This is a genomic window from Micromonospora sp. NPDC050397, from assembly GCF_044901685.1.
Taxonomy (GTDB): Bacteria; Actinomycetota; Actinomycetes; order Mycobacteriales; family Micromonosporaceae; genus Micromonospora_G.
Map to the genome: position 1 here is coordinate 1049115 of NZ_JBJDPS010000001.1, position 13209 is coordinate 1062323.

Consider the following 13209-nt stretch of genomic DNA (forward strand, 5'->3'; position numbering starts at 1 on the left):
GGGACCGGTGGGACGGGTCCGGCCGGTGCCCGTCCCACCGGAGCCCGGCGGTTCGCGGCTGGCTAACCGGCCACCTCGGTCCGGAGCCGCTCGGCCACCTCGTCGGGCGAGGGCATCGCGGCGACCTCGGCGCCGATGCGGCGCGCCGCGTCGGTGAACGCGGGCTCGTCGAGCAGGCGGCGTAGCGCCGCCGCGATCGCCGCCGGTTCACCCCGTCCGGGCGCGAGCGCCAGGCCGGCGCCGGACGCCGCGACCCGGTCCGCCTGGATGAACTGGTCGGCGCCCTGCGGTACGACCACCATCGGGATGCCCCGGGCGAGTGTGCCGAGGGTGGTCCCGGCGCCGCCGTGGGTGATGACCGCGCTGACGTTGTCGAGCAGTTGCGCCAGTGGCACGAAGGGGGTGAACTCCACCCGGTCCGAACTCAGCCGGTAGTCCTCCGGCTTGCCGTCCAGGCCCAGCGTGGCGACGAGGTCGACGTCGAGGTCGCCGAGGGCGCCGAGCAGCGGGCCGACCACGGTCGGGTCGGCGAAGACCGTACCGAAGGTGACCAGCACCCGGGGGCGTCCGCCGGCCGCCGGGGCCGCCACGCCGGCCGGGGCGCCGAGCGCCTGGTGTGGTTCCGGCCGCAGCCCGATCCGGTCCACCGTCGGCGGTACGGCGAAGCCCTCGAACTGGAGTCCGGGCGGGCAGGTGTCCAGCAGCCATCGGCCGGCGGGCACCCCGGCCGGCGCGGTGAGGCCCCGTGCCTCGTACCGGGAGCGGACCAGCGCGACCAGCGCGCCGGTGAACTCGGCCGGCACCGACGGCCCGAAGGCGAGGGTGGCCAGCGGTACGCCGAGGGCGGTGGCGACCAGCGGCCCCACGAAGTCGACCATCTCGTTGACGATCAGGTCCGGCTGCCAGCGCCGCGCCTGTGCCAGTGCCTCGTCGGTGGTGAGGTCGACCCGGACGCCGGCGAAGAACTCGGCGACCGCCTCCGGGGTGGGCTCGGTCGCCGGGTTGACGCCGAGCTTGCGACCCACCTCGGCGAAGAGCGCGTCCGGCATCGGTCCGGCCGGCAGCAGTTCGAATCCCTCCGGTGCGATCAGCGGGGTCATTCCCTCGGCGGTGACGACCGCGACGTCGTGTCCCTGGCGCTGGAACGCGCGGGCCAGGGGAAGCATGGGGAGGAAGTGCCCGAATGCGGGCGTAGTTGAGAAGAGGACTCGCATAATCATCAGAATAGCATTCTGATGAAATGGTGACGTTATAGTGCCCTGATGGCAGCCCCCCAGGCCCGCGCGACCCGGCGTCAGGAGAGCGCCGAGTACACCCGAAAGGTGATCTTGGCGGCGGCTCAGGACCTGTTTGTCACCCAGGGTTACGCGACGACGACCATCAGCGACATCGCCGCCCGCGCGGGGGTGGCGGTCGCGACGGTCTACACCAGCGTCGGTGGCAAGCCGACCCTGCTCCGGGCGCTGATCGAGGCCGGCGTGAACGACCCGGAGAACGCCCAGACAGTGGCGGCGGTCGCGGTCGCCACCGATCCCGCCGAGGTTCTGCGCCTGACCGGCGCCGGGACGCGGCACGGCCACGAGAGTCACCGCCAGACGGTCCTGCTGATGAAGGGCGCCGCCGGGATGACGGCGAGCGCGGCGGCGATGGCACGCGACGGCGCGGCGGCCTACCGGCGGGCACTGCGGATGAGCGCCGTACGGCTGGACGAGCTCTCCGCCCTGCGTCCGGGTATCACGGTGGATCGGGCCACCGAGATGCTCTGGTTCTTCTTCGGTCTGTACTCCTGGCCGCAACTCGTGGACGAGGGTGGCTGGTCGTACGACGAGGCGGAACGCTGGCTGGTCGACCGGGCCACCGAGGCGCTGCTCCGCCCGCTCTGACCCTGCGGTCGGCGGGAGTCCTGACGGGGCAACCGTTTCCGCGTCCCGGGCAACCGTTTCCGAGGTGAACCCGGTGTTGTCGCGCGAGCGGCGACACCGGGTTCACGGTGTCCGTCACGGGCGCGACGACGACCTCGCCTGCGGTGTGCGTCTCTCGGACAGGTGGTCATCTGCTGGATGAGCCAGATCATGTGGGCTGGCCAAAACGGCTGGGCATAGTTAGCCTAACCTAACCCTCGGGTCGAATCGTGTCGGCTCAAGTCCAACATATAGAACGGAAATCTCACCATGCGAGCATGGCGTCCGGTCCTGGCCGTGGCGGCGCTGAGCGTCGCGCTCGTCGGGCTAACCGGCTGTGGCAACGAGTCCGACTCCGGCGACAACGCCGCCGCGTCGGGTCCCTGGTCGTTCACCGACGGGTCCGGTCAGGTCGTCAAGGCGGACAAGACCCCCACCCGGATCATCGCCCATGCCGGCGAGGCGGCGGCGCTCATGTCCTTCGGCATCAAGCCGGTCGGCGTCTACGCCGACGAGTCGGTCAAGACCGACCCCAACCTCAAAAACCTCGACCTCACCGGGGTCGAGATCCTCGGCGACGAGTGGGGAAAGATCGACGTGGAGAAGGCCGCCGCCCTGCGGCCCGACCTCATCGTCGGCGACTGGTGGCCGGCCGAGAAGGCGCACAGCGGCATGGAGGAGGGCGTCGACGAGAAGAGCAAGAAGCTCGCCGAGCTGGCCCCGGTCGTCGGGGTGTCGCAGGGCAAGTCGATCGTCGCGCTGGCCGAGGGGTACGAGGACCTCGCCGAGAGCCTCGGCGCCGACGTGGACAGCCCCCAGATCGCGGCGAACAAGAAGCGCTTCGAGGACGCGGTCGCCAAGTTCAAGGAGGCCACCTCGGCCAAGGCCGGCCTGACGGTCGCGGCGATGTCGCCCGCCGACGACAAGGTGTACGTGGCCAACCCCGAGTACGCACCCGAGCTGCTGGACCTGCAGAGCTGGGGCCTCAAGGTGGTCAACCCGGCCAGCCCCGACCCGGGATTCCCGTACTGGGAGAACCTGAGCTGGGAGAACGCGGACAAGTACCAGCCCGACCTGATCCTGTGGGACGGCCGGTCCTTCACGCCCGAGGCCAACGCCGAGTGGGGTAAGAAGCAGCCGACCTGGTTCAAGATCAAGGCGGCGAAGGCCGGAGCAGCCGTGTCGTGGCCGGCGTTCTGGCTGCACACGTACGGCGACTTCGCGACCGAGCTGGACAAGCTCACCGAGGCGGTCAAGGCCGCGGATCCGAATGTCGGCAACTAGCCGGTACGCGAGGCGCGGTGCCACGCGCGGAGTGCGGCGGGCCTCTGCCCTCGGGCCGGGGCTCGCCGCCCTCTGCGTGCTCCTCGCCCTCGTCGGGTTCCTGAGCGTGACCATGGGCTCGCGTTCGATCGGTCTCTCCGAGGTGCTGCGCGCGCTGGGCAACCTGGGCACCGACGGCTCGATCACCAGCACGGTCACGCTGGAGATGCGGGTGCCCCGTACGCTGCTCGGCATCCTGGTCGGCGCCGCGCTCGGCGTCGCCGGGGCGATTCTGCAGGGCGTCACCCGAAACCCCCTGGCCGACGCGGGGATCCTGGGCATCAACTCCGGCGCGGCGGCATTTGTGGTCTTCGCCATCACCGTGCTCGGCGTACGCGGGGTGAACGTCTACGTCTGGTTCGCCTTCGCCGGCGCGATCGCGGCGCTGGCGCTGGTGTACGCGATCGCGTCGCTGGGCCGCGAGGGCGCCACCCCGGTCAAGCTCGCCCTGGCCGGTGCGGCCGTCACGGCCGGCCTGGCCTCGGTGACCACCGGGATCGTGATGACGAACGTGGACGCCCTCAACGAGCTGCGCTTCTGGCAGGTCGGGTCACTCGCCGGCCGGTACGCCCCGATCCTGGCGGGGGTGGCGCCGTTCCTGCTCCTCGGCCTGGCCGTGTCGCTGGGTTTCGGGCGGATCCTCAACGGCCTGGCGCTCGGCGAGGACGTGGCCCGTGGCCTCGGCCAGCACGTCAACCGCACCCGGGCCGCCGCCTTCGCCGTCGTCGCGGTGCTCGCCGGTGCGGCCACCGCCGCCTGCGGGCCGATCGTCTTCGTCGGGCTGGTCGTGCCGCACCTGGCACGGTTCATCTGCGGTCCCGACTACCGGTGGATCCTGCCGTACTCGATGTTGCTGGCACCGATCGTGCTGCTCCTGGCCGACGTGCTCGGCCGGGTGGTGGCCGCCCCCGACGAGTTGCAGGTCGGTGTGGTGCTGGGCGTGCTCGGCGCGCCCGCGTTTGTCGCGATCGTGCGCTACGCCCGGCTGTCGGAGGTGTGAACGGATGACCGCGACAACGAACACCCTCGCCACCGCGTCCGGCGCGGCGACCGCGCTGCGTGGCAACCGGCGGCGCCGGGCCGGCCGTTCCCTGCTGGTGACCGGTGCCCTCGTCGTGACGGTGGCCGCGCTCTTTGTGCTCACCATGATGGTGGGCAGCTTCCGGATCGGCGCGGGTGAGGTGATCGCCTCGGTGCTGCACCTGTCCGACAACCCCAGCGTCGACTTTGTCGTACGCGGTCTGCGGTTGCCGACCGCGGCCTCCGCCCTGACGGTCGGCCTGGCGCTCGGCGCCTCGGGAACGATCTTCCAGCAGGTGCTGCGCAACCCGCTCGCCTCCCCGGACTTCGTCGGCATCACCTCCGGGGCCGGGCTCGCCGCCGTCTCCGGAATCGTGCTGCTCCAGGCCAGCGGGCTGGTCGTCAGCGGGCTCGCCCTCGGCGGGGCCATCCTCGCCGCCCTGCTGATGTACGTGCTGGCCTGGCGCGACGGCGTCTCCGGCTACCGCTTCATCCTCATCGGCATCGGCGTCGCGGTCTTTCTCGACGGTCTCGTCGGCTACGTGCTCACCCGGGCCCAGCTCTTCGAGGCCCGCCAGGCCATGCACTGGCTGACCGGCTCGGTCGGCCAGGCCAGCAGCACGGAACTGCGCCTGCTCGTCGGTGCCCTGGTTGTCCTGCTGCCGGTCGCGGTCCTGCTGCAACGGCCGTTGCAGGCCCTCGAACTCGGCGACGACGCCGCTCGTACGCTGGGGTCCCGGACCGAACTCAGCCGCGCCGGCCTGCTCGGCACCGCCGTCGTGCTGGTCGCGCTCGCCGTGGCGGTGGCCGGGCCGATCGCCTTTGTCGCCCTCGTCGCCGGGCCGATCGCCAACCGGCTACTCGGTCCAGCCACCGGCGGCATTCCCGCCGCCGCCCTGGTCGGCGCCGCGCTGCTGCTCAGCGCCGATCTTGTCGCCGTGCACCTGCTGCCCACACCACTGCCCACCGGCGTGGTCACCGGCGCGGTCGGTGCTCCCTACCTGCTGTGGCTGCTGGCCACCACCAACCGGCAAGGAGCGGGCGGATGACCCGACTGCGCGCCGAGGGACTGACCCTCGGGTACGACGACCGGACCGTCGTCGACAACCTCGACGTCACGATCCTCGACGGCAAGATCACCGCGATCGTCGGTGCCAACGCCTGCGGCAAGTCCACCCTGCTGCGCGGCCTGGCCCGACTGCTCCCACCGCGCGGCGGGGCCGTGCTGCTCGACGGCAAGGCCCTGGCCGACATGCGTACCCTCGACGTCGCCAAGGTGCTCGGGCTGCTCCCGCAGACCCCGGTCGCACCAGACGGCATCACCGTCGCCGACCTCGTCTCCCGTGGCCGTTACCCGCATCAGGGCTGGTTCCGGCGCTGGACCGAGCACGACCACGAGGCCGTCACCCGGGCGCTCGACGCCACCGGCACGGCCGACCTGATCGACCGTCCGATCCGGCAGCTCTCCGGTGGCCAGCGCCAACGGGTCTGGGTCGCCATGGCCCTGGCCCAGGACACCGACCTGTTGCTCCTCGACGAACCCACCACCTACCTGGACATCAACCACCAGGTCGAACTGCTGCGGCTGTTGCGGAAACTGAACGCCGAGTCCGGCAAGACGATCGTCGTCGTCCTGCACGACCTCAACCTCGCCTGCCGCTTCAGTGACCACCTCATCGCGATGTCGGACGGCGCCGTCGTCGCCGAGGGCGCGCCCACCGACGTGGTCACCGCCGAGCTGGTGGAGAAGGTCTTCGGGCTGAGCTGTCTGATCGTCGCGGACCCGATCGCCGGCACCCCGATGATCGTGCCCGCCTGAACCGAACCGACGACGCGCGGCAGCGCGAACCGACGACGCGCGGCACCGGTGGGCCGGTGCCGCGCGCTGGCTGGTTCGCTCCTGCGGGAAGCACCGGTCGGCTTTCCCGGACGACGCGGTGGTTCAGCGGGGCGCGGGACGCAACGCGATCGCCTTGAGGAAGACGTCACCGATCATCGCCGGATCCTCGGCGATCAGGACACCGCCGCCCGTGGTCTTGGTGATCTGGTCCAGCGCCCCCCGGTCGACCGCACCCCCGATGCCCAGAATGATCAGTTGCACCGGCTGTGCGTCGTTCTTGAGCTTGTTGAGCTCGTCGAGCAGGGCGTTGAGGGAGAGGCTGCCGGATTCGTTGCCGCCGATGCCGTCGGTGAGGATGACCACCGAGTTGACCCGGCCCGCCTGCCAACCGTCCTGCACCTGCTGGTACGCGGCGAGAATGGTGTCGTACAGACCGCTGTCGCCGTTCTGCTTCGGCTTGATCTGCCCGATGGTGTCGAGCAACTGGCCGCGTTGGGACGACAGCGGGCCGATGGGAACCAGTTGGTGGTAGTCCTTGGTCCCGTCCAGGTCCTTGGCGAAGGTCCAGAGACCGACGGCCCAGTCCTCGTTGAACAGCCCGAGGCCGCGTTGGGCCGCCTGGATCGTGACCTGCATCCGGGTGGCGTTGCCGGCGGTCGGCACCCGGCCGCGCATGGTGTCGGAGACGTCGATCGCGGCGAGCATCCGGGCCGGTGCGGTGACCGCCGACCACGTGGACAACGCCCGGTCGACCACGGCCGGGTCCGGTGCGGGGCCGCTGGCCTCCGGCGACGCGGGTGCGGCCCCGCCCACCGAGGTCGGTGCGCCGGTCGGCGCGGAGAAGCCCGCCCCCCAGGTGCCGTCCGGGGCGCGCAGGCCCCGCCCGGCGAGGCGGTCGCGGAAACCGGGGACGGCGAGTGCCTTGTACAGCCCGTCGGCGGCGGCGACCTTGTCCGGGTCGGCGCTGGGCAGCACCGCGAACGGGTAGTTCAGGGCGGTCGGCGCCGGATCCAGGTACATCGCCGCGAGCGGGACGGGCGGCTGGGCCGAGTTGTAGGCGATCACGTCCTCTTCCGACAGCACCGCGACCTTCAGCGCGGTGGCGAGCGACGCGGGGTCGGACGAGCGGGGGAACTGGGCCAGCAGGTCGTCGCGGAGTACGGAGCGGCCGGTCGCGAGCGTGCGCAGCGCCGAGGTGGTGGTCCGTTCGGCGTTGGCGCCGGTGCCGGAGGGCGCGGCGAGTGCCATGAGGCCGGAGAGGCCGGCAGCGTCGCGGGCCGGTTCGACGATCCCGGTCCGCAGGCCCGTGCCGGTGGTGATCCTTTTCAGCAGGTCGGACCAGGTGAGCGACTTCTCGGGCCAACCGAGGTTCGACGCGGCCGGCTCGGGCATGGCGACCACGACCGGACTGCTGGCGATCGACGCGCCGTTGGTGGGCGCGAAACTGGACGCGGCCGTGCGCAGCCGCAGCAGCCAGCTCGAGGAGTCGGGCACCCACACGTCCGGGATGACGGTGGTGCCGTTGCCCTGACCGACGCCGGCCAGGCCCACCCCCTGCGCGGTCGCGACCGCCGCGGCGACGTCCGCCGGGTCGGCGGCGGTGACCGAGAGCGCCAGGCAGGCGTCACCCGCCGCGTCGTCCTGATCGCTCCAGTCGTCGGCGGCTGCCTGGACGGCCGGGGCGATCTCCGGGGCGGCGGCCACCGTCAGCTTGACCTGCCCCGCGCAACCGGACCCGGTCAACTGTTGGTAGCCGACCGACACCCCCAGCACCAGACCGACCAGCGCCACCGCCGCGGCGATGGCGCTGACCCTGCGAAAACCTCTACCCGTGCGATGGCGGCCAGACACGGCCTCAATAATGAACACCGCGTCCTGTTGTCGCCAGCTAGATCCGACCGAAATCTGAGAAAAGTAAACATTCGACCAGGTATCTCACCTTAAGTCGTTGAGTCGCGGCTGGTGGTAGTCGATCGGTCGTCTCGCCGCGAAGTTCTCCCGTCAACGATGCGTGAAGAACCATTGCCCTCCCGGCCTTCCCGGCCGACGATGGGGCGATGAGCTCATCGGTGAGTCCGTCCCGTCCCACCGCCAGTCCGGACCCGGACGCGGATCGGCAGGCCAGCCCGTCACGCGAGGTGCGGGGCGTGCTCGTCGCGCTCGCCGTGGTGTGTCTGCTGGCGCTCTTCACCAGCGTCCTCGGCTGACCGGGGCGGCAGCGCGGGACCGGGGTGCCGGTCCGTCTGACGCCCGGATCAGTCGGTGTCGGACCGGCGCAGTCCACCGAACCACTGGTTGGCCGCGATCTCCCGCGCCACGACCGCGTCGCGGCTGGGATCGCCCCTGGTGACGTGGCTGGCGATGGCCTGGTTGCTGCCGTGGATGATGACCAGGCTCGCGGTGAGCGGATCCAGATCGGCGGAGGTGCGGCCGGCGCCCTGCTCCGTGCGTAACCACTCCTGTGACAGGTCGATGAACTTGTCGAGTTCCGCATTCCAGTACTCGCGTACGACCCGGTCGTAGCCGGAGACCTCGTTGATGGCGGCGAGGACGTGCGCGCGTTCCCGGTAGTAACGGATCACTTCGAGGATCGCGTCCGCGAGCCCGTCCAGTCCGCTCGGGTCGCGGGGGCTCCAGCCGTTGATGATGTCGAACGCGCCGTCGCCGAGCCGCTTGGCGATCGGCAGCAGCACCGTGCTCTTCTCGGGGAAGTAGAGGTAGAGGGTGGAGCGGGCCAGCCCGGCCTGGGTGGCGATCTGTTGCATGGTCAGTTCGGTGAAGGTGGCGCCCTGGCTGAGCAGGTGCTCGGTGGCGGCGATCACCCCTGCCTCGACGAGGTCCCGGCGCTCCGGAGACGCGGCGGGACGGCGGGTCGAGGTCATCCGGCAATGGTAAGCCGCCGTACCGGGCCGCCACCGGGGGTGCGCCCGTACGCCGGGCGGATCCCGCGGTCACCGAGATCCACGCCACAGTCGCTCGAGCGGGCGGTCCCGGAGCGGCTCTGTAGACTCGGATCGGACGCAGAGTCCGATAGCCATAAAACTCATTAAGCGGAACATACTTCCCTCATTTCCCGAGAGGCATGATCATGAGCGCAGCCCCGTCGACCGTCCGCCCGACGCTCCTGCTCGTACACGGAGGGCATCACGGCTCCTGGGTCTGGGAGAAGCTGCGGCACGAACTGGCCGGTGCCGGCTGGCAGACCGAGACCGTCGACCTGCCCAGCGCGCTGCGGGACGAGTCCCGGGTGGAACCGCTGCCCGGCATGTTCGACGACGCACGGGTGATCCGGGCCGCGATCGACAGCATCGAGGGCCCGGTGGTGGTCGTCGCCCACTCGTACGCGGGCGTACCGGTCACCCAGGCCACGCCGGGTGCCGCCAACGTGGTGCACCTCGTCTACGTCGCGGCCTTCGTGCCCGAACTCGGCGAGTCGATGTTCGGACTCAGTGGCGTACCGACGCCGGATTCCCTGGCCGGGATCAGGATGCCGGAGAACCCCGACCTGAACCTGCCCGCCGCCTTCTTCGACGGCGACCTGGACAACCCCGAGACCGCCGCCGCCATCGCCCGACTCGTGCCGCAGACCATCCGCGCCGACTTCGAGGGAGTGACGGAGATGGGTTGGAAGACCATCCCCAGCAGCTACGTCATCCCGGACAACGACATCTCGGTCGTCGCCCTGGTCGAGGAGGCGATGGCGGCGCGTACCGGGGCGGTCTACCGCGCGGTGGGCACCCACGCCCCCTTCCACTCCCACCCGAAGGAGTTCGCCGCGCTGCTCGAAACGATCGTCTCCAAGGCCGGCGTCGGCAACTGAGGCTCGCCCGGTTCCCCTCGACCCCCCGGTCGGGGGGAACCCGCCTTCCCGCCCGGCCCCGCGGCGCAAACGGATCGGCCGGCGGGGCCGGCGCCGTCAGCCGGACCGCCGGGGACGGTTGACCTCGCTCGGCTCCCGGTCCGGCCGCAGCCCGCGCCAGGCGGCGTGCCGGAGTCGTCCGTCCGGTGTCAGCGTTCGGTACACCACCTCGCCCACCAGCGTCGGCGCGACCCAGCGGGCGTTCCTGGCCTCCACCGTGGGCACCGGGGCGGCGAACGGTGCCCGGTCCCGTTCCAACGGCCGCAGCCGCCTGCCCAGATCCTCCAGCATCGCGTCGGTGAAGCCGGTACCGACGCCGCCGACGTAGACCAGCCCGCCCGGTTCGTGTATCCCCAGCAGCAGTGAGCCGACCAGGCCGGAGCGGCGCCCGGCGCCCGGCTTGTAGCCGGCGACCACCACCTCGGTGGTCTGGATCAGGGCCGTCTTGCGCCAGGCGGGGGAGCGCCGACCCGGCTGGTACGTGGAGTTGACCCGTTTCGACACGACCCCTTCGAGCCCACGCTCCCGGGCGGCGGCCAACACCGACTCCGGGTCGCGGTCGAAGACCGGTGGCACGGTGACCCGCTGGTCTTCCAGTTCGAGTTCCTCCAACGCGGCCCGGCGCTGCGCCCACGGGCGATCGAGCAGCCGGGACCGGTTCACCCGCAGTACGTCGAAGACCAGGTACCGCACCGGGGCCGACGAGATCAGGGACGCGCTCGGTGCCTGTACGTGCATCCGGCGTTGCAGGGCGGAGAAGCTCGGCGCCCCGCGCCGGTCGAGGGTCACCAGCTCGCCGTCCAGCACCGCGCCGCGTCCACCGAGCAACGACGGCAGCACGTCGATCTCAGGGTACGTCGAGGTGATGTCCCGGTCGTTACGCGAGAACAGGCGCAGCCGTCCACCGCGCTCGGCGTACGCGACCGCGCGTACCCCGTCCCACTTGAACTCGTACGCCCAGTCCTCGGTCGTCGGCAGGTCACCGGCGGTGGCCAGCATCGGCCGGATCAGCGCCAGTTTCCCCGTCGCGTCCATGCCCCGAGCATGGTCCAGCCCTCCGGCACCCGGAGCGGCTTTGCCACAAGTGAAAGCCGCTCCGGTTGCCCTGGTGGCGGTCGGCGCCCGGAACGGCGGTCGTGCCCGGGGTCAGCGCGGCGTCGCGTACGCCAGCGGGAGCGGGGTCGGCTGGTCCTTCCAGGTGCCGGTCAGGGTCGAGCCTTCCAGGTGGGTGTCACGGTCGAGACGGTGCAGGACGGTCAGGCGCACCGAGTCCGTCACGATCAGCGTGGGGTCGCCCGGCACCACGTCGCGGATCGCGGCGACCAGCGGGACGTCGACCTCCGCGCCCGGGTTGCCGGTGACGACCATCGTCGGCTCCCGGGGTACGAGTTCGCCGTCGACCTCGAAGAACTCCTGCGCCTGCCGGTCCGCGGAGAAGATGACGCTGGCCAGCGCGGTGGCGTAGACGGGGTCGCCGCAGCCGTCGTACACCCAGCGTGGGCCGAGCACCGAGTGTTCGGTCGTGCCGACCAGCCACTCGTCGTTGCCGTCGAGCGGGGCGTCGCGGTAGGTCAACGGGACCTGGTGGACCGGTCCGTCGCCGATCCGGACCAGCAGCGTCTCGATGCCGACCTCACCCGCCGGATCGTCGAACCGGTAGGCCCCCATGTTCACGGTCTCGCCGACCGTCGGTCCCTGGAACCAGGAGCGCCCGGGAAGCCAGGTCGCCAGCAGTTCGAGCTTCGTCGGTTTCAGTACCGCTCGGTGGATGAGAGCCATGCGCCGAATGGTAGTGGCCTCCGGCGCGCAGATGGGCGCGGACCGCGGCGCCTCGGCCCGGTGCAGTCGCCGCCGCGACCACGTATTCGTGATATGGGGATTCTGATATAGAGAAGCGGGCGGATTGAAACATAGGCTGCTTTCGATCGCTCAGACATGGGCGGTCAGGGAGGAGCGGAAGATGACCCACTCAGGCACCCGCTACGGACGCCTGGTACTCGGCGTCCTCGTCGCGGCCGCGACCGGCGTCGTGGCCACCTTCGGACCCGCGGCGGCAGCCCCGGCGACCGGCGAGATCCGGTTCGCGGGCAGTCCGACCGCGGTCGCGGGAAGTTACATCGTGGTGCTCAAGGACACGGCGGTCGGGGCGCGGGCCGGCACCGCGCAGGCCACCCTCGCGGTGCCGACCAAGGCCGGTGAGCTGAGCAAGCAGTACGGCGCCAGCGTCACCCACGTCTACGGCGCGGCGCTCAACGGCTTTGCCGCGAACCTCAGCGCCTCGGCGGCGAAGCGGCTGGCGGCCCACCCCGACGTCGCCTACGTGGAGCAGGACCAGGCGGTGTCGATCAACGCCACCCAGACCAACCCGCCGTCCTGGGGACTGGACCGGATCGACCAGCGCAACCTTCCGTTGAACCAGTCGTACACCTACCCGAACACGGCCAGCAACGTGCGGGCGTACATCATCGACACCGGCATCCGCTTCTCGCACAACGACTTCGGCGGCCGGGCGACCAGCGGCTACGACGCGGTCGACGGCGGCTCGGCCGACGACTGCAACGGACACGGTACGCACGTCGCCGGCACCGTCGGCGGCAACGCGTACGGGGTGGCCAAGGCGGTCCGCCTGGTCGGCGTACGGGTGCTCAACTGCGCCGGCAGCGGCACCAACGCCGGTGTCATCGCCGGGGTGAACTGGGTGACCCAGAACGCGGTGAAGCCCGCGGTGGCGAACATGAGCCTCGGCGGCGGCGCCAACAGCTCCCTCGACAGCGCGGTCAACAACTCGATCTCGTCCGGTGTGACGTACGCCGTGGCGGCCGGCAACTCGACCGCCAACGCCTGCAACTACTCGCCGGCCCGGGTCGCCGCCGCGATCACCGTCGGCGCCAGCACCAGCACCGACGCCCGCGCCTCCTACTCCAACACCGGCACCTGCCTGGACATCTGGGCTCCGGGGTCGGCGATCACCTCGGCCTGGTACACCAGCAACACCGCCTCCAACAGCATCAGCGGTACGTCGATGGCCTCGCCGCACGTGGCCGGCGCGGCGGCTCTGGTGCTGTCGGTCAACACCGGCTGGACCCCGACGCAGGTCCGTAACTACCTGGTGACCAACGCGACCACCGGCAAGCCGGCCAGCCCGCTGCTGTTTGTCGTCAACTGACGCGCGGTACGACCGGTCGGGGCGGGGGGTCGGTGCGAACCGGCTCCCCGCCTCGTCGTACCCGGATGTGCCTGATCCTGCCGGCGGTCCGGCGCCGGCC

The 13209-nt window shown here is 71.1% G+C and carries 13 protein-coding genes; 8 read left to right on the forward strand and 5 right to left on the reverse strand.

Features of this window, described 5'->3' with window-relative positions:
* Positions 1 to 62: 62 nt before the first annotated feature.
* Positions 63 to 1220: a glycosyltransferase gene (locus tag ACI2K4_RS04120; RefSeq protein WP_404508553.1), complete on the reverse strand. Its 1158-nt coding sequence runs from the start codon at positions 1218 to 1220 to the stop codon at positions 63 to 65.
* A 42-nt stretch (positions 1221 to 1262) separates the two neighbouring features.
* Here ACI2K4_RS04120 and ACI2K4_RS04125 point away from each other — a divergent pair, with 42 nt between their 5' ends.
* From ACI2K4_RS04125 to ACI2K4_RS04145, 5 genes are all read left to right on the forward strand, one after another.
* Positions 1263 to 1883, forward strand: a complete 621-nt coding sequence (locus ACI2K4_RS04125) for a TetR/AcrR family transcriptional regulator (protein WP_404508555.1) — start codon at positions 1263 to 1265, stop codon at positions 1881 to 1883.
* 288 nt (positions 1884 to 2171) lie between these two features.
* Entirely contained in the window at positions 2172 to 3185 is a 1014-nt protein-coding gene (locus ACI2K4_RS04130; protein WP_404508556.1) for an ABC transporter substrate-binding protein, read from the forward strand.
* Positions 3172 to 4224, forward strand: coding sequence for a FecCD family ABC transporter permease (locus tag ACI2K4_RS04135; protein WP_404508558.1), 1053 nt, complete (start codon positions 3172 to 3174; stop codon positions 4222 to 4224). Before ACI2K4_RS04130 ends, ACI2K4_RS04135 begins: the two co-directional genes overlap by 14 nt.
* Before the next feature lie 4 nt (positions 4225 to 4228).
* Entirely contained in the window at positions 4229 to 5293 is a 1065-nt protein-coding gene (locus ACI2K4_RS04140) for a FecCD family ABC transporter permease (protein ID WP_404508560.1), read from the forward strand.
* Entirely contained in the window at positions 5290 to 6063 is a 774-nt protein-coding gene (locus ACI2K4_RS04145) for an ABC transporter ATP-binding protein (RefSeq protein ID WP_404508562.1), read from the forward strand. The genes ACI2K4_RS04140 and ACI2K4_RS04145 overlap by 4 nt, the downstream gene beginning before the upstream one ends.
* A 123-nt stretch (positions 6064 to 6186) precedes the next feature.
* Here the strand turns inward: ACI2K4_RS04145 and ACI2K4_RS04150 are convergent, their stop codons facing one another.
* Positions 6187 to 7875, reverse strand: coding sequence for a VWA domain-containing protein (locus ACI2K4_RS04150; RefSeq protein WP_404508564.1), 1689 nt, complete (start codon positions 7873 to 7875; stop codon positions 6187 to 6189).
* 266 nt (positions 7876 to 8141) lie between these two features.
* On the opposite strand from ACI2K4_RS04150, the gene ACI2K4_RS04155 reads away from it, so the two are divergent.
* Entirely contained in the window at positions 8142 to 8291 is a 150-nt protein-coding gene (locus ACI2K4_RS04155) for a hypothetical protein (RefSeq protein ID WP_404508566.1), read from the forward strand.
* A gap of 48 nt (positions 8292 to 8339) precedes the next feature.
* On the opposite strand, the gene ACI2K4_RS04160 is transcribed toward ACI2K4_RS04155, so the two are convergent.
* On the reverse strand, positions 8340 to 8966 hold the full coding sequence (locus ACI2K4_RS04160; RefSeq protein WP_404508568.1) for a TetR/AcrR family transcriptional regulator: 627 nt from the start codon (positions 8964 to 8966) through the stop codon (positions 8340 to 8342).
* 206 nt (positions 8967 to 9172) lie between these two features.
* Here ACI2K4_RS04160 and ACI2K4_RS04165 point away from each other — a divergent pair, with 206 nt between their 5' ends.
* Complete coding sequence (locus tag ACI2K4_RS04165) at positions 9173 to 9904, forward strand: alpha/beta hydrolase (RefSeq protein WP_404508570.1); 732 nt, start codon at positions 9173 to 9175, stop codon at positions 9902 to 9904.
* A gap of 96 nt (positions 9905 to 10000) precedes the next feature.
* Here ACI2K4_RS04165 and ligD read toward each other — a convergent pair whose 3' ends face one another.
* Complete coding sequence (gene ligD / locus ACI2K4_RS04170; protein WP_404508572.1) at positions 10001 to 10978, reverse strand: non-homologous end-joining DNA ligase; 978 nt, start codon at positions 10976 to 10978, stop codon at positions 10001 to 10003.
* Positions 10979 to 11089: 111 nt separating this feature from the next.
* Complete coding sequence (locus ACI2K4_RS04175; protein WP_404508574.1) at positions 11090 to 11722, reverse strand: hypothetical protein; 633 nt, start codon at positions 11720 to 11722, stop codon at positions 11090 to 11092.
* A gap of 181 nt (positions 11723 to 11903) precedes the next feature.
* Here ACI2K4_RS04175 and ACI2K4_RS04180 point away from each other — a divergent pair, with 181 nt between their 5' ends.
* Entirely contained in the window at positions 11904 to 13109 is a 1206-nt protein-coding gene (locus ACI2K4_RS04180; protein WP_404508576.1) for a S8 family peptidase, read from the forward strand.
* The last annotated feature ends 100 nt before the right edge of the window (positions 13110 to 13209 follow it).

Coding starts and splice junctions, on each gene's coding strand:
- ACI2K4_RS04120 (WP_404508553.1), bottom strand. CDS start 1,220: ATGATTATGCGAGTCCTCTTCTCAACTACGCCCGCATTCGGGCACTTC.
- ACI2K4_RS04125 (WP_404508555.1), top strand. CDS start 1,263: ATGGCAGCCCCCCAGGCCCGCGCGACCCGGCGTCAGGAGAGCGCCGAG.
- ACI2K4_RS04130 (WP_404508556.1), top strand. CDS start 2,172: ATGCGAGCATGGCGTCCGGTCCTGGCCGTGGCGGCGCTGAGCGTCGCG.
- ACI2K4_RS04135 (WP_404508558.1), top strand. CDS start 3,172: ATGTCGGCAACTAGCCGGTACGCGAGGCGCGGTGCCACGCGCGGAGTG.
- ACI2K4_RS04140 (WP_404508560.1), top strand. CDS start 4,229: ATGACCGCGACAACGAACACCCTCGCCACCGCGTCCGGCGCGGCGACC.
- ACI2K4_RS04145 (WP_404508562.1), top strand. CDS start 5,290: ATGACCCGACTGCGCGCCGAGGGACTGACCCTCGGGTACGACGACCGG.
- ACI2K4_RS04155 (WP_404508566.1), top strand. CDS start 8,142: ATGAGCTCATCGGTGAGTCCGTCCCGTCCCACCGCCAGTCCGGACCCG.
- ACI2K4_RS04160 (WP_404508568.1), bottom strand. CDS start 8,966: ATGACCTCGACCCGCCGTCCCGCCGCGTCTCCGGAGCGCCGGGACCTC.
- ACI2K4_RS04165 (WP_404508570.1), top strand. CDS start 9,173: ATGAGCGCAGCCCCGTCGACCGTCCGCCCGACGCTCCTGCTCGTACAC.
- ligD (WP_404508572.1), bottom strand. CDS start 10,978: ATGGACGCGACGGGGAAACTGGCGCTGATCCGGCCGATGCTGGCCACC.
- ACI2K4_RS04175 (WP_404508574.1), bottom strand. CDS start 11,722: ATGGCTCTCATCCACCGAGCGGTACTGAAACCGACGAAGCTCGAACTG.
- ACI2K4_RS04180 (WP_404508576.1), top strand. CDS start 11,904: ATGACCCACTCAGGCACCCGCTACGGACGCCTGGTACTCGGCGTCCTC.